The following is a 15,705-nucleotide window of genomic DNA, read 5'->3' on the forward strand; positions in this document are numbered from 1 at the left end:
CTAATAATCTCTTTATTTTTATTACAATATGGCATTTACGAATAATATTATGATTGTCCGGCACAAATTGCTGGCAGACCTTGTAAGACTCTGGAAAAACGACCAGTTAATAGAAAAGATAGACCGGCTCCCCGTAGAACTGAGTCCCCGAAGATCGAAACCGATGGGACGTTGCTGCATACATAAAGAACGGGCGGTATGGAGATATAAGACTTTTCCTTTGATGGGATTGGATATGACGGATGAACATGATGAAGTCGCTCCCCTTTCTGATTATGCGCGTATGGCATTGAGCCGCCCCGAGCCGAATAAGGAAAATATCATGTGTGTGATTGACGAAGCATGTTCTTCCTGTGTCCAAATCAACTATGAGATTACCAATCTTTGTCGCGGATGCGTAGCCCGCAGTTGCTATATGAACTGTCCCAAAGACGCTATACGCTTCAAAAAGAACGGTCAGGCGATGATTGACCATGACACTTGCGTCAGTTGCGGTATTTGCCATAAGAGTTGTCCTTATCATGCCATTGTGTATATCCCCGTGCCATGTGAAGAATCTTGTCCGGTAAAAGCAATCAGCAAAGACGAACATGGCATAGAGCATATCGATGAAAGTAAATGTATCTATTGCGGTAAGTGTCTGAACGCTTGTCCATTCGGTGCAATCTTTGAGATTTCACAGACATTCGATGTCCTGCAGCATATCCGTAAAGGAGAAAAGCTGGTTGCCATCGTTGCACCGTCCATTCTCGGGCAGTTCAACACAACCATAGAAAAGGTATACGGAGCATTTAAGGAAATAGGATTCGCCGATGTCATTGAGGTTGCTGAAGGTGCCATGCAGACTACCAGCAACGAAGCTCACGAGTTATTGGAGAAGTTGGAAGAGGGACAGAAATTCATGACCACTTCTTGTTGCCCTTCTTATATAGAGTTAGTCGAAAAACATATTCCGGGAATGAAGCCATACGTATCTTCCACCGGTTCACCCATGTATTATGCCGCACGGATCGCCAAAGAAAAACACCCGGACGCAAAAATCGTATTCGTCGGCCCCTGTATAGCCAAGCGTAAAGAAGTCCGACGCGACGAAGCGGTAGACTACATTCTGACATTTGAGGAAATAGGTTCTATTCTTGATGGATTCGATATCCAATTGGAACAAATGCAGGAATTTTCCATTCTGCACACTTCCGTCCGCGAAGCACACGGGTTTGCCCAAGCAGGCGGCGTGATGGGGGCTGTCAAGGCTTACTTGAAAGAAGAAGCGGAGAAAATCAACGCGATACAGGTATCGGACATCAATAAGAAGAATATCGCTCTGTTACGCGCTTGCGCCAAGACGGGAAAAGCTGCCGGACAATTCATCGAAGTGATGGCTTGCGAAGGCGGATGTATCACCGGTCCAAGTACGCATAACGATATTGTTTCAGGACGTCGCCAACTGGTACAAGAGCTTCTCAAACGCAAAGAGAGCTATGAAACAATGGATCGATAGGCTACGGCGGGAAAGAACCCTCCGACCGGAAGAGTTCCGGCAACTGTTGACTGAATGTGACGCAGAGCTGCTGCGTTACATCAACAAACAGGCACAGGAAGTCAGTCTCCTTCATTTTGGAAACAAGATTTATATCCGTGGACTGATTGAAATCAGCAATTGCTGCCGGAACAACTGCTATTACTGCGGCATTCGTAAAGGTAATCCAAACATCGAGCGTTATCGTCTGACGCAGGAAAGCATATTGGACTGTTGCAAACAGGGATATGAGTCAGGTTTCCGTACTTTCGTCCTGCAAGGTGGAGAAGATCCCGTCCTGACGGATGATAAGATAGAGAGGATAGTCACAAACATCCGGCAAGGATACCCGGACTGTGCCATTACATTATCACTCGGAGAGAAGTCCCGCAATGCGTATGAACGTTTTTTCAAAGCAGGCGCCAACCGTTATCTGCTACGCCACGAAACTTACAACGAGGCGCATTACCAACAGCTGCATCCGGCGGAGATGTCCGGCAAGCGGCGTTTGCAATGTCTGCAAGATCTAAAAGACATCGGTTACCAGACAGGAACCGGAATTATGGTCGGCAGTCCCGGACAGACAGTGGAAGATATTGTCGAAGATATCTTATTTATAGAACGGCTCCGTCCGGAAATGATCGGCATAGGTCCTTTCCTGCCGCATCATGATACCCCTTTTGCCCAATGTCCAAGTGGAACAGTGGCACAGACAGTTCTCCTATTATCCATCTTCCGCCTGATGCATCCATCCGCATTGATCCCGGCAACAACGGCTTTAGCGACTCTTGCCTCCGACGGAAGAGAACGGGGAATATTGGCAGGCGCCAATGTAGTAATGCCTAACCTCTCTCCGCGCGAGGAACGGAAGAAATATGAGTTATATAATGACAAAGCTTCACTCGAAGCGGAATCTGCCGAAGGCTTGATTGTCCTACAAAAACAGCTGAATGCCATCGGCTACGAGATTTCCACCGAAAGAGGGGACTTTATACAGTGCACCACAGATTACACGGATTTTCACAGATTAAGAATGAATCGAAATAAATCTGTGAAAATCCGTGTAATCTGTGGTGAAAATGAAAAAAGAGAAAATATATGATATACCAAAAAGATTCATCAAAAGCAGAAGAGTTTATCCACCACGAAGAAATTCTGGATACGCTGGAATACGCTAAAAACAATAAAGACAACCGTGCACTTATCGAGCAGCTGATTGAAAAGGCCTCCCATTGTAAAGGATTGAGCCATCGCGAAGCAGCCCTGTTGCTGGAATGCAACCAGCCCGACCTTATAGAGCGCATATTTCATCTTGCTAAAGAAATCAAGCAAAAATTCTATGGTAACCGCATCGTGATGTTCGCACCACTCTATCTGTCGAACTATTGCGTAAACGGTTGTACATATTGTCCGTATCACGCCAAGAACAAGACGATTGCCCGCAAGAAACTGACACAGGAAGAGATTCGCCGGGAAGTGATCGCCTTACAGGACATGGGACACAAGCGTCTTGCTCTTGAAGCCGGAGAACATCCATCACTGAATCCGATAGAATATATTCTGGAGTCCATAAAGACAATTTATAGCATTCAACATAAGAACGGTGCCATCCGCCGGGTGAATGTCAACATCGCCGCTACTACGGTAGAAAACTATCGTAAACTGAAAGAAGCGGGTATCGGTACCTACATTCTATTTCAGGAAACTTATCACAAGGAAAACTACGAAACCCTCCACCCTACCGGACCGAAAAGTAACTATGCTTACCATACGGAAGCAATGGACCGTGCAATGGAAGGAGGTATTGACGATGTGGGGATTGGAGTTCTTTTCGGTCTGAATACTTATCGGTATGATTTTGTAGGATTGTTAATGCACGCCGAACACCTGGAAGCTAAGTTCGGTGTAGGACCACATACCATCAGCGTCCCCCGAATCTGTTCGGCAGATGATATTGACGCCGGAGACTTTCCCAATGCCATCTCAGATGAAATATTCAGCAAGATTGTGGCTGTGATTCGGATTGCCGTTCCTTATACGGGAATGATTATTTCCACCCGTGAATCACAGGAATCCCGTAAAAAAGTTCTCGAACTGGGTATCTCGCAAATCAGTGGCGGCTCACGTACCAGTGTAGGCGGTTATGCCGAAACAGAATTGCCCGAAAACAACTCCGCTCAATTTGATGTCAGCGACACACGGACATTGGACGAAGTGGTCAACTGGCTACTCGAACTAGGCTATATCCCTAGTTTCTGCACTGCCTGCTACCGGGAAGGACGGACGGGAGACCGCTTCATGTCATTAGTCAAATCCGGTCAGATAGCAAATTGCTGCGGACCGAACGCTCTGATGACCTTGAAAGAGTATCTGGAAGACTATGCCTCCGAAGATACCCGTCGGAAAGGATTGGAGCTGATTTCCAAAGAAACGGAACGAATTCCCAATCCCAAAATCAGAGAAATAGCTATCCGTAACTTAAAAGAAATTTCCAACGGTAAAAGAGATTTTCGCTTATGAGCCTGACAGATACTCCAAATGCCAACAGACTTCATATAGCCCTTTTCGGCAGACGGAACAGTGGTAAATCTTCTCTTATCAATGCATTGACAGGACAAGATACCGCCCTCGTTTCAGATACTCCGGGAACGACTACCGACCTTGTATCCAAAGCTATGGAAATTCAAGGTATTGGTCCGTGTTTGTTTATAGATACTCCGGGGTTCGATGATGAGGGAGAGCTGGGAGAACTACGTGTCAGCCGGACTTTAAAGGCTATTGAGAAAACGGATATTGCATTGCTGCTATGTGGGGATACTACCTTTTCTCATGAAAAAGAGATGCTAGCACTATTGAAAAAGAAGAATATCCCTGTCATTCCGGTATTGAATAAAATAGATATAAGAGAGAACAGTGATAGCTTAGCTACATACATTGAGAAAGAATGTAAAATACGTCCATTGCTCGTCAGTGCAAAAGAAGAGATAGGAATCGAGCAAATCCGGCAGGCAATTCTTGAAAAACTGCCTTCGGACTTCGGTCAGCAAAGCATTACCGGAGAGCTTACCGCAGAGAATGATCTTGTTCTTCTCGTCATTCCGCAGGATATCCAAGCTCCCAAAGGCAGACTTATCCTGCCGCAAGTGCAGACAATCCGTGAATTGCTGGACAAGAAATGCCTCGTTGTGAGTTGCACTACCGACAAGTTGACAGAGACATTACAAGCTCTCGCCCGTCCTCCGAAACTAATCATCACCGACTCGCAAGTTTTCAAGGCTGTTTATGAACAGAAACCGGAAGAAAGCAAACTGACCTCTTTTTCGGTACTTTTTGCCGGTTATAAGGGAGACATTCATTACTACGTAGAAAGTGCCGCCGTCATTGAAAGCCTGACGGAGGCTTCACGAGTATTGATTGCGGAGGCTTGTACCCATGCTCCCCTTACCGAAGATATAGGAAGAGTGAAACTTCCCCGCCTATTACGCAAACGAATTGGCGAAAAGTTACAAATCGACATTGTAGGCGGAACGGATTTCCCTCAGGATCTCACGCCTTACGACTTGATTATCCATTGCGGAGCATGTATGTTCAACCGCAAATATGTGCTAAGCCGCATCGAACGTGCGCGGGAGCAGCACATCCCCATGACAAATTATGGAGTGGCTATCGCCTACCTCAACGGAATACTTGACCAAATAGAATATTAAACAGTACACACGAAAAGAAAAAATAAGGTGCCGCTGATTGTGAAGTCAACGACACCTTATTTATTTTAATTCCTACTATCTCTTATCTTATAGCGGCAATCAATTCTTCCGCCGAAACAAGATTCTGTTCTCCTGTCTCCATATTCTTTAACATCGCTTTGCCTTCACTCATTTCGTTTTCACCGACGATAGCTACAAACGGAATGTTCTTTGCATTGGCATAGCTCATCTGCTTCTTCATCTTAGCCGCATCGGGGAAAATCTCCGCACGGATACCGGCAGCACGTACTTTCGATAAAATGCCCATAGAGAATGCGGCTTCCTTCTCACCGAAGTTAATAAACAGAAGTTCGGTTCCATTCACAGCTTCTTTAGGGTAAAGGTCGAGTTGGTTCAGCACATCAAAGATACGGTCTGCACCAAAGGAAATACCGACACCTGATACTCCTGCCATGCCGAATACACCGGTCAAGTTGTCATAGCGACCACCACCTGTGATACTGCCGATCTGCACATCCAATGCTTTTACTTCAAAAATAGCACCGGTATAATAATTCAGTCCGCGAGCCAATGTCAGGTCAAGTTCGATTTCATTCTTCAATCCCATTGTCTCTAAAGTATTCAGAATAAATTCGCTCTCTTCTACCCCTTTCAATCCTACTTCGCTGGCAGCCAACACATTTTTCAGCGTCGCCAACTTTTCCGCATTCGTTCCGCTAAGGAGAATGATCGGTTGTAACTTGGCAATAGCCTCATCACTGATACCTTTCTCTTTCAGTTCGGCATTTACATTGTCCAAACCGATTTTATCCAGCTTATCTATGGCAACAGTGATATCGACAATCTTATCCGATTCACCGATAATCTCGGCAATACCGGAAAGAATCTTGCGGTTATTGATCTTAATGCACACACGGATGTTGAAACGGCTGAATACAGTATCGACAATCTGCATCAATTCGACTTCGTTCAGCAAGGAATCACTTCCCACCACGTCTGCATCACACTGATAGAACTCGCGATAACGCCCTTTCTGCGGACGGTCGGCACGCCATACCGGCTGTATCTGATAACGTTTGAAAGGGAAAGTGATTTCGTCACGGTGCATCACTACATAACGCGCAAAAGGTACTGTCAAGTCATAACGCAATCCTTTCTCACAGAACTTACTTGCCAGCTTAGCGGCATTACGGCTCAATAATTCTTCGTCTGTGATTCCTGAGAAGTAATCACCCGAATTCTGAATCTTAAAAAGGAGTTTATCACCTTCGTCACCGTACTTTCCCATCAATGTAGAAAGCATCTCTATCGCAGGAGTTTCTATCTGCTGAAAACCATACAGATGGTATACGTCACGAATTGTATTGAATATATAATTACGCTTCGCCATTTCTACCGGCGAGAAGTCACGAGTTCCTTTAGGAATACTTGGTTTTGCTGCCATGATATTGCTGTTTATAATTTTAATTGCGCAAATTTACTGCAAATTTCCGAGCAATGCTTACATATATACGAAAAAATCCTCCATAGTCTTCGGAAAGACTTAGTCTCTTCTACCCATGAAAATCATGATATAGTAAACCAACGTAGCCAATGAACTCAATGCAGCAACTACATAGGTATAAGCAGCAGAACGAAGAGCATCTTCAGCTTGTGCATGATTGTACGAGTTAGTAATGCCGGATGAACTCAACCATACCAATGCACGTTTACTTGCATTGATTTCCACCGGCAACGTGATAAAGCTGAACAATGTAGTCATAGCAAACAAAATAATACCTGCCAGCAATAACTGCGGAAATGTGTTCACCAACAAGATACCACCCAGCAATACCCATGTCATAATGGAAGAGGCAAAGTTAACTACCGGAACCAACGCACTACGCATCTTCAAAGGAGCATACATACGCGCATGCTGCACGGCATGACCACATTCATGAGCCGCTACGGCAGCCGCCATTATACTATTACTTTCGTACACTCCTTCACTCAGATTCACCGTTTTGTTAGTCGGATTATAGTGATCGGTCAACTGACCCGGCGTATGCGTCACCTGTACATCATAAATTCCATTGTCATGCAACATCTTGATAGCTACATCGCGTCCTGTCATTCCATTTCCTGTAGGAATCTTAGAATACTTTTTGAATTTGCTCTGCAAATTCATTTGTACCAGCCAACTTACTACGGCTATTCCTATAAATAATACCCAATAAGACATATTCATTTCATTTTAATTATTACTCTATATCTCTATATACAAATTGTTTGCCAAAAATAAGGGGAAACTATCAATGTCAGAATAGTTTCCCCTTGCTTTTATGAAGAATTAGCTAAAAATTAGTCAATTATTATTCTTCAGTATAGCGTTCGATAGTTTGCGCTCTATCCGGTCCTACAGATACAATCTTGATTTGTACGCCCAACTGTTCTTCCAGGAAAGTCAGATAAGCATTGAATTCTTCCGGGAATTCATCTTCGCTCTGCATCTTAGTCATATCTGTCTTCCAACCGGGAAGTTCCGCATATACAGGTTCCACACCTTCTGTGATATCGTACGGGAAATAGTCGATTTCCTCACCATTTACCTTGTAAGCTACACAAGCCTTGATGGTATCGAAAGTATCGAGCACATCGCTCTTCATCATAATCAACCTAGTAACTCCGTTTACCATTACAGAATATTTCAATGCTACCAAGTCAATCCATCCGCAACGACGCTTACGGCCGGTCACAGCACCAAACTCATGTCCCAATGCGCCAATCTTGTCGCCTGTCTCATCAAACAACTCCGAAGGGAACGGACCTGCACCTACACGTGTACAATATGCTTTGAAGATACCATATACCTCCCCGATACGGTTAGGAGCTACGCCCAAGCCTGTACAAGCACCTGCACAAACCGTATTAGAAGAAGTTACGAACGGATATGAACCGAAGTCAATGTCAAGCATAGTACCCTGGGCACCTTCACAAAGTACGCTCTTACCATCCTTCAACAAATTGTTTATTTCATGTTCACTATCTACGAAATGGAATTGTTTCAGATATTCAATACCTTCCAGCCAAGCCTTTTCCAGCTCCGTCAAGTCATATTCATAATTCAGACTTTTCAGAATCTGTTCGTGACGGGCTTTCGCTGCGGCATATTTCTGTTCGAAATTATGAAGGATATCTCCAACACGAACACCGTTACGACTAACCTTATCTGTATATGTAGGACCGATACCCTTACCGGTAGTTCCTACTTTGGCATCCCCTTTGGCAGCTTCATAGGCAGCGTCAAGGATACGATGTGTCGGAAGAATCAAGTGAGCCTTCTTTGAAATATGCAAACGTTCTTTCAACGGATGGCCGGATGCTTCAAGAGCCTCAGCCTCTGCCTTGAACAGCGCCGGGTCAAGTACCACACCATTGCCGATGATGTTTACCTTATTTCCCTGAAAAATACCGGAAGGAATAGAGCGAAGTACATACTTCTGTCCTTCAAACTCAAGTGTGTGACCGGCATTCGGGCCGCCCTGAAAACGAGCAACCACATCGTACTTAGGTGTTAAAACGTCGACTACTTTTCCTTTACCTTCGTCGCCCCATTGTAATCCTAATAGAACATCTACTTTCATCTTTCTTTTTTATTGTTGTTATTGACTTTTTTCCGTTTGTTGGCTCTGTCGCACTTGCTGCATATCCCATATATATATAAGGAATAATGCGAAAGCTGGAAGCGGCTTAATTTCGTATTTTCAATGGCATGCTGCAATTCCTCATTCTGAAACTCAGTCACTTTACCGCATTGCGTACATATCTGGTGATGATGCGTTTCACGATTGTATGATTTTTCATATTGGGAAGAGGTACCGAACTGATGCTTAATGACCAGCCGTGCATTGATAAGAAGAATAATGGTATTGTAAAGAGTAGCCCGACTCACCCGGAAATTCTCCTGATCCATCATTCGTGAATAAAGCATATCGATATCGAAGTGACCGTCGATAGAATAAATTGTATCGAGTATGGCGTAGCGTTCAGGAGTCTTACGATGCCCGTTCGCAGTGAGATATTCAGTGAATATCTGCCTTACTGTATCTTTCACGTTTTGAGTTTCCATCATCAGCCAGAATTAGCGCGAACAAAGTTAAGCCTTTTTTGCGGAACGCAAAAGGATTTTAATAAATTATCAATTTGCTCCTATGCCAATATACCAATTAAAAGTACACAGGTTTATTATTCCATCTCCGCCTTTACCATATTATAAAGCATTTGCTCTCCTTCCATATTGGAATCGGCCATTCCTTCTACCAACCGACATACCCGGAAAGCATTCTCTTCGTTGTGCTGCATATATTTACGAATCACCAGCAAAGCAGCATTGCGTACATGATAACTTTCGGAGTGAACGGCGCAAATAGCCTGGTCAAGCAACTCACCGGCAGCCCGTTCAGTCATATCTCCCTTTTTCATCAGAAGCCGGGCAGCAGTCAGGAACCCACAAGTCTGTATATATTCCCGTTCATCGGCTATCCAGTGGAAAGACTTGGCAGGGGCATACGGCAGATTCTGAAAAAGATTCATACACGTCAGTTCCGCAATCTCTATATTCCGGATATCCTCTACCCAAATATCGGCTATCTCAGGATAAAAAGTATCAATCGGCTGCAACAGTCCGGCCAATATTTTACATTCGCGGATATCCTCTTTCCACAAGGCCTGCGCCAAGTCGTGATTCTTCTCGTAATTCCCTGCGATCATTTTGATACGGGGCAGTTCGACACCAAAATTCAATTTGTATACCAACCCCTTTTCACGCATACTTTGGGACACAGCCCCGTTCATTGAGAGACGGAGCTGTGTCTTGATATCTTTCAGTTGTTCTTTAATATCCATTTCAGATTAGTTGTTTACCGAAGGCAGCGGAGAGTTTTCGGTGCTGTAACGCAACATCTGTTCTGCATAACCTTCGTCGTATGATACGGTGACATCCGTAATGTTACCGTTTTCATCCGTCACCAGTTCATATTTAGGATTCACAAAGCCTTTGTAAGGAGCCAGATTCAACTTCTTATAGCGTTCCAGTATCTCAGCATGCAGAGTCGGATCTACTTTCACCGCATAATTCTCTACCAATGAACGGGCACCTTCAAAATCACCGGTCGACTTGATACGCTGGATCTCAGCCAATAACTCACCGAAAAGTTCGCGTACCTTCGGATAATCGTTGATGACCACATACGTCTTTCCATCCTTCTTCACCAATTCCACCACTTTATCGGCAGCTCCTTTTTCATATACCCAACGGGCTATTAACTGACGGTTACGCATATGAGCTTCCTCCACATTGTTTCCCGGTTCGATACGTACCAACTGAGTCATCAGACCATTCATCAGATACGTGTAATATTGAGCTTTATAAGCTTCCGGAGAGGAAAGAAGTTTCAGTTCCACCAATTTCGGATCGGCCACATAGTACAATCCGAACAAGTCGGCACGGGCTTCTTCAATCGTAGAGCCGTAAGCCTTCAACGCATCAGGATCTACTCCCGGAAGCAACTTCCCGGAACCATGTCCCAGACACTCATGCAAATCCGTGTGAAGTTCGTCGGTCAGATCGGAATAAGCGTCGATCAGCTGTCTTTCCGTATCGCTATAAACGAATTCCTCATTAAACCCGTTTCCATGGGCCGCCTTATTGTAAGCGTCCGTAATGTTACCGATAGTCACCGATTTAGAACCGTGATGCGCACGAATCCAGTTGGCATTCGGAAGATTGATACCGATAGCAGTTGACGGATAGAGATCACCGGCAAGGATAGCGGCGGTAATCACCTTAGCCGACACACCCTTCACTTCATCTTTCTTGAAAGACTTGTCCACCGGAGAGTGATCCTCGAACCATTGGGCATTGCTGCTGATAATTTCCGTACGGCGAGTAGCTTCCAGGTCTTTGAAGTTGACCAAAGATTCCCAACTCGCTTTCATGCCTAACGGATCTCCATAACTTTCTGTAAATCCATTCACAAAATCAATTCGCGAGTCAAGGTCTTTCACCCAAAGAATAGCATATTCATCAAAATCTTTCAGGCTACCGGTCTCATAGAACTGAATCAGTTGGGCAATCACAGCTTTCTGTGCATCATTCTCAGCCACCGCTTCCGCTTTCTTCAGCCAATACACAATCTTCTCAATAGCCTGTGTATAAAGCCCGCCGACTTTCCATACTTTCTCCTGCAACTTTCCATTCTCTTTTACCAGACGGCTATTCAAGCCATAAGAAATGGGAGTCTCATCTTTCGGATCTTTCATCGCTCCGTAGAAAGCCTCCGCTTCCTGTTGCGTCACCCCATCGTAATAGTTACAAGCCGAAGTCAGCACAAGATCCTCACCATCCGCCTGATTCACCCGTTTCGGCATAATAGCCGGATCAAAGATCACGGGGAACAACTCATCACAAAGCTGTTCGGCAGTCTGCCCCTCTGCAAGCGGAAGCTGCTTGGCATCGAGGGCAAGCACAGCTTGTTTCAAAAAGTCCTGTGAGAAATTCGGTACAAATTTCTCCGAGCCATAATGATGATGAATACCATTGGAGAACCATACTCTTTTCAAGTAAATCTCCATGTTCTTAAAGTCAGAAGTTGTCTTATCCCCCTGATAATTCGTATATACCGCTTCGAGCATCCGACGGATTCTCAAATTGTATTTTCCATTCTGGTCGAACAGAATATCCCTTCCTTCCAAAGCAGCCTGTGTCAGGTAATAAATCAGTTCTTTCTGTTTCAGCGTCAGTTCCTCAAATCCGGGAACCTTGTAACGCAAAATCTGTAAATCAGCAAATTGTTCCACTGTATAATCAAATTTTTCTGCATCAGCAGTTGTTGTTTTACTTCCTCCGCACGACGTCAAAAGCGTGGCGGCAATAGTCATTGAAATAAGATGTTTCTTCATAATGCTAGTGTTGATCAATTAAAATGAGAAAAGGAATTATCTCCAAACATTTTCATTTAGAGGTAATTCCTTTTGGCTAATTCCGGAACACGCTATTACTTTTTGCTTTCCAAATGTTTCTTGCGGTATCCGTTAGGAGTCTCACCTATATTCTTGTAAAATGCGGCATAAAAAGATTGACGATTTGCGAAACCAACCATGGCACTAATTTCTTCCACATTCTTATCGGCATAACGTTTGTCAGTCAATAAATGCAAAGCATCTTTCACTCTGTATTCGTTCAACAAACAAGAATAATTCATACCGAAACGTGAGTTCACTACTGCAGAAAGGTAACGAGTATTCGTTTTCAATTCTTTCGCCAAGTCTTTTGCTGAATAATCAGGATCCTTGTACTTTTTCTGTACGACTATGATATTCAAGATCTTGTCATACAACTCATCTGCCAATTCCGGTCTGATTAACGACCTATATGCAGCCTTCTTTTCTTTCTTCTCCCTCAAATTGTAAGGGCGTTTTTTCGGAGTTTCTTCCGATGTTTTGTTCTCTAAATCACTCATTGAATTAACTGGTTAGGGTTTGTTCATTTGTTAGTAAGTTGCATACTCGCAACGTTACATGTTACAAATGTCTTACTTTTTTTTTAAACACACAATTATTTTGTGCGTTTTTTTTCTGAATAAACAATCAAAAACCTTGAAAAAGAGGGATTAAGCTCGAATAATAAGAAACTTTAACCTTTTTATGTTTCATATCGGAAACTGAAATCCACTCATTATCATAATTGACGAATAAAAATGTACCTTTGCAACAAGTTTAAATGAACGCCCAATGAGAGAAACCCTAAAAACATATTTCGGATACGACAGTTTCCGTCCGCTACAAGAAGAAATCATCCGGCACATTCTGAATAAACAGGATGCACTGGTTCTAATGCCCACAGGTGGAGGAAAATCCATCTGTTATCAATTGCCTGCTTTGCTCAGCGAAGGTACTGCCATCGTGGTTTCTCCGCTTATCTCACTCATGAAAGATCAGGTGGAAGCGTTACAGGCAAACGGCATTGCCGCCGGAGCCCTGAATAGCAGTAATGACGAAACGGAAAATGCCAATTTACGGCGTTCCTGCGTTGCGGGGAAGCTGAAGCTGCTTTATATTTCTCCTGAAAAGTTGTTGGCGGAAAAAGACTACCTGCTACGGGATATGAACATTTCTCTATTTGCCATAGACGAGGCTCATTGTATCTCTCAATGGGGACACGATTTTCGTCCGGAGTATACACAGATGGGAGTCCTCCATCAACAATTCCCACAAGTGCCCATCATCGCTTTAACCGCCACTGCGGATAAAATCACCCGCGAAGATATCATCCGTCAGCTACATCTTATCCGACCACGTACGTTTATTTCTTCTTTCGACCGCCCCAACATCAGCCTGACAGTCAAACGGGGATTTCAGGCGAAAGAAAAAAATAAAGCCATCATAGAATTCATCCAACGACATGGAAAAGAAAGCGGAATCATCTACTGCATGAGCCGCAGCAAGACAGAAACAGTAGCCCAAATGCTGCTAAAGCAAGGTATCCGTTGTGGGGTCTATCATGCCGGTTTATCCGCACAGCAACGTGACGAGACACAAGATGATTTCATCAACGACCGCATTCAGGTAGTGTGTGCCACCATCGCTTTCGGTATGGGAATCGACAAATCGAATGTACGCTGGGTGATTCACTATAATCTGCCCAAAAGTATAGAAAGCTTTTATCAGGAAATCGGACGTGCCGGACGGGATGGCCTGCCCAGCGATACTGTATTATTCTATTCATTAGGCGATCTGATACTACTGACCAAATTTGCATCGGAAAGTAGCCAACAAAAGATCAACCTCGAGAAACTTCAACGAATGCAACAATATGCGGAAGCTGACATCTGCCGGAGACGCATCTTATTGAGCTATTTCGGAGAGACAGCCACAGAGGACTGCGGAAATTGTGATGTCTGCAAGAATCCCCCCCAACGTTTTGACGGGACGGTCATTGTACAAAAAGCACTAAGCGCCATTGCACGTGCGGAACAACAGATCGGGACAGGGCTTCTGATCGACATTCTGCGGGGAAGCTATTCGGCAGAGGTGACAGCGAAAGGGTACCAAGAACTCAAGACATTCGGTGTCGGACGTGATATTCCCCCTCGCGATTGGCAAGATTACCTTCTTCAGATGTTGCAACTCGGCTATTTTGAAATAGCTTATAACGAGAACAACCATCTGAAAATCACGCCCAGCGGGAGTGACATTCTTTTTGGGAGAGCAAAAGCCACATTGGCAGTTATCCGTCATGAAGAGACCGCCACACGAAAAGGGAAAAAGAAGAAAGTAGTGGTAGCCAAAGAACTTCCTTTCGGCCTGGCAGGCGGCGAAAACGAAGATTTATTCGAAGCACTGCGCGGATTAAGAAAACAATTAGCTGATCAGGAAGGTCTGCCCGCCTATATCGTATTGTCGGACAAAGTATTACATCTGCTCAGCATTTCACGACCTACCACCATTGAAGATTTCGGATCTATCAGCGGTATCGGAGAATATAAGAAGAAAAAGTATGGTAAAGATTTCGTCAACCTAATCCGGCAGTTCACCTGACATCCGACTCCAAATCCAGTAAAGTCTTTTTTGCCGTATAGTTACTTCTGAATGGTTATCTACATTGTTTCAACTGCTCGTGTAAATCGGCAGGAGGTACTCCCAGCGAAATGGCTTTCTCAAAGTCCGATTTTGCCAATGCCTTTTTTTTCTGCACCAGATAGATATTTCCACGCAACAAATAAGCATCAGCCGACGAGGCATCCAACCGGATCGCTTCCTCCAAATCAACCAGCGCCAAATCTTCATGTTTCATGTCACGCTCCACATCGGCACGGGCTATATACAGTGTCGCATCCTCAGGATATTCCACAATCATCTTATTCAGAATGGCAAGAGCTTCACGGAACTTTCCTTCTTTCTGTTCCAACGTAGCCAATCCCAGCCGACCGCTATAACTCTGCGGGTCAAGTTCCAATAAACGATTATAATCAATACGGGCAGCCGGATAATCCCTGCGGAGTACATAAATATACGCACGCATCAATAAGGCTTCCTTATTCTGCTTATCCCCGTCAAGCACCTGGCAATAATCCGTATAAGCGCGATCTGTCTTTCCCATTTCCATATAGATGGCGGCACGGTCCAGCAAGATAGGAACTGCCAACGGAGCAAAGTTTAAGGCAAAAGAGTAAGACTCGAGCGCCTTATCAAACTCTCCCAAACGACGTTGTACCAATCCCAGATTGGAAAAAAGCAAGGCATTCTTCGCATTTTTCGGTTCCAGTTTCAAAGCACGAAGCAAAAGTTCTTCCGCTTGTGGAAGACTGTCTTTTTCGATACAGTCAATAGCCCTTTCGGACAATTGCTGATAAGTTTGCGCATACAAGGCAACCGGGAAACAGAAAAGTAAAGCAATAATCGTTCTTACCATGGTTCAGGTCTTTTTAGTATTTATAAATCAAA

13 protein-coding genes are annotated in these 15,705 nt (G+C 44.3%); 5 read left to right on the forward strand and 8 right to left on the reverse strand.

Annotation, left to right across the window (positions count from 1 at the left end):
• Positions 1-28 precede the first annotated feature (28 nt).
• From ACNOGP_RS20560 to hydF, 4 genes are read left to right on the forward strand one after another with little or no spacing between them, the layout of a single operon-like run.
• Positions 29-1,498, forward strand: a complete 1,470-nt coding sequence (locus tag ACNOGP_RS20560; protein WP_007748547.1) for a 4Fe-4S dicluster domain-containing protein — start codon at positions 29-31, stop codon at positions 1,496-1,498.
• Positions 1,479-2,618 (forward strand): [FeFe] hydrogenase H-cluster radical SAM maturase HydE, encoded by a 1,140-nt coding sequence (gene hydE / locus ACNOGP_RS20565; RefSeq protein WP_418213598.1) that lies wholly within the window; start codon positions 1,479-1,481, stop codon positions 2,616-2,618. Before ACNOGP_RS20560 ends, hydE begins: the two co-directional genes overlap by 20 nt.
• Positions 2,615-4,036, forward strand: a complete 1,422-nt coding sequence (hydG, locus tag ACNOGP_RS20570) for a [FeFe] hydrogenase H-cluster radical SAM maturase HydG (RefSeq protein ID WP_029425775.1) — start codon at positions 2,615-2,617, stop codon at positions 4,034-4,036. The genes hydE and hydG overlap by 4 nt, the downstream gene beginning before the upstream one ends.
• Complete coding sequence (gene hydF, locus ACNOGP_RS20575) at positions 4,033-5,223, forward strand: [FeFe] hydrogenase H-cluster maturation GTPase HydF (RefSeq protein WP_418213599.1); 1,191 nt, start codon at positions 4,033-4,035, stop codon at positions 5,221-5,223. Before hydG ends, hydF begins: the two co-directional genes overlap by 4 nt.
• 82 nt (positions 5,224-5,305) lie before the next feature.
• Here the strand turns inward: hydF and hisS are convergent, their stop codons facing one another.
• The 7 genes from hisS to ACNOGP_RS20610 form a co-directional block, all read right to left on the reverse strand.
• Positions 5,306-6,667, reverse strand: coding sequence for a histidine--tRNA ligase (hisS, locus tag ACNOGP_RS20580; protein WP_418213600.1), 1,362 nt, complete (start codon positions 6,665-6,667; stop codon positions 5,306-5,308).
• A gap of 99 nt (positions 6,668-6,766) precedes the next feature.
• Positions 6,767-7,444, reverse strand: a complete 678-nt coding sequence (locus ACNOGP_RS20585) for a zinc metallopeptidase (protein ID WP_022275614.1) — start codon at positions 7,442-7,444, stop codon at positions 6,767-6,769.
• A 130-nt stretch (positions 7,445-7,574) separates the two neighbouring features.
• Entirely contained in the window at positions 7,575-8,846 is a 1,272-nt protein-coding gene (locus ACNOGP_RS20590) for an adenylosuccinate synthase (RefSeq protein WP_418213601.1), read from the reverse strand.
• Positions 8,843-9,331 carry a Fur family transcriptional regulator gene (locus tag ACNOGP_RS20595; RefSeq protein ID WP_007758474.1) on the reverse strand — a complete coding sequence of 163 codons (489 nt, stop codon included), beginning with the start codon at positions 9,329-9,331 and terminating at the stop codon, positions 8,843-8,845. The genes ACNOGP_RS20590 and ACNOGP_RS20595 overlap by 4 nt, the downstream gene beginning before the upstream one ends.
• 116 nt (positions 9,332-9,447) lie before the next feature.
• Positions 9,448-10,107, reverse strand: coding sequence for a DNA alkylation repair protein (locus ACNOGP_RS20600; RefSeq protein ID WP_007748568.1), 660 nt, complete (start codon positions 10,105-10,107; stop codon positions 9,448-9,450).
• Positions 10,108-10,113: 6 nt separating this feature from the next.
• The gene (locus ACNOGP_RS20605; protein ID WP_195629439.1) at positions 10,114-12,162 is read right to left on the reverse strand and encodes a dipeptidyl-peptidase 3 family protein; all 2,049 of its coding nucleotides are present in this window, start codon (positions 12,160-12,162) and stop codon (positions 10,114-10,116) included.
• Positions 12,163-12,257: 95 nt separating this feature from the next.
• Positions 12,258-12,722, reverse strand: coding sequence for a helix-turn-helix domain-containing protein (locus tag ACNOGP_RS20610; protein WP_007748573.1), 465 nt, complete (start codon positions 12,720-12,722; stop codon positions 12,258-12,260).
• A 271-nt stretch (positions 12,723-12,993) separates the two neighbouring features.
• On the opposite strand from ACNOGP_RS20610, the gene recQ reads away from it, so the two are divergent.
• Positions 12,994-14,799 (forward strand): DNA helicase RecQ, encoded by a 1,806-nt coding sequence (gene recQ / locus ACNOGP_RS20615; protein ID WP_418213602.1) that lies wholly within the window; start codon positions 12,994-12,996, stop codon positions 14,797-14,799.
• 55 nt (positions 14,800-14,854) lie between these two features.
• On the opposite strand, the gene ACNOGP_RS20620 is transcribed toward recQ, so the two are convergent.
• Positions 14,855-15,673, reverse strand: a complete 819-nt coding sequence (locus tag ACNOGP_RS20620) for a tetratricopeptide repeat protein (protein WP_186967081.1) — start codon at positions 15,671-15,673, stop codon at positions 14,855-14,857.
• Positions 15,674-15,705: the final 32 nt, after the last annotated feature.

The sequence above is a fragment of the Bacteroides difficilis genome (assembly GCF_048319815.1).
In the GTDB taxonomy this organism is placed as follows: Bacteria; Bacteroidota; Bacteroidia; order Bacteroidales; family Bacteroidaceae; genus Bacteroides; species Bacteroides zhangwenhongii.

Coding starts and splice junctions, on each gene's coding strand:
- ACNOGP_RS20560 (WP_007748547.1), top strand. CDS start 29: ATGGCATTTACGAATAATATTATGATTGTCCGGCACAAATTGCTGGCA.
- hydE (WP_418213598.1), top strand. CDS start 1,479: ATGAAACAATGGATCGATAGGCTACGGCGGGAAAGAACCCTCCGACCG.
- hydG (WP_029425775.1), top strand. CDS start 2,615: ATGATATACCAAAAAGATTCATCAAAAGCAGAAGAGTTTATCCACCAC.
- hydF (WP_418213599.1), top strand. CDS start 4,033: ATGAGCCTGACAGATACTCCAAATGCCAACAGACTTCATATAGCCCTT.
- hisS (WP_418213600.1), bottom strand. CDS start 6,667: ATGGCAGCAAAACCAAGTATTCCTAAAGGAACTCGTGACTTCTCGCCG.
- ACNOGP_RS20585 (WP_022275614.1), bottom strand. CDS start 7,444: ATGTCTTATTGGGTATTATTTATAGGAATAGCCGTAGTAAGTTGGCTG.
- ACNOGP_RS20590 (WP_418213601.1), bottom strand. CDS start 8,846: ATGAAAGTAGATGTTCTATTAGGATTACAATGGGGCGACGAAGGTAAA.
- ACNOGP_RS20595 (WP_007758474.1), bottom strand. CDS start 9,331: ATGGAAACTCAAAACGTGAAAGATACAGTAAGGCAGATATTCACTGAA.
- ACNOGP_RS20600 (WP_007748568.1), bottom strand. CDS start 10,107: ATGGATATTAAAGAACAACTGAAAGATATCAAGACACAGCTCCGTCTC.
- ACNOGP_RS20605 (WP_195629439.1), bottom strand. CDS start 12,162: ATGAAGAAACATCTTATTTCAATGACTATTGCCGCCACGCTTTTGACG.
- ACNOGP_RS20610 (WP_007748573.1), bottom strand. CDS start 12,722: ATGAGTGATTTAGAGAACAAAACATCGGAAGAAACTCCGAAAAAACGC.
- recQ (WP_418213602.1), top strand. CDS start 12,994: ATGAGAGAAACCCTAAAAACATATTTCGGATACGACAGTTTCCGTCCG.
- ACNOGP_RS20620 (WP_186967081.1), bottom strand. CDS start 15,673: ATGGTAAGAACGATTATTGCTTTACTTTTCTGTTTCCCGGTTGCCTTG.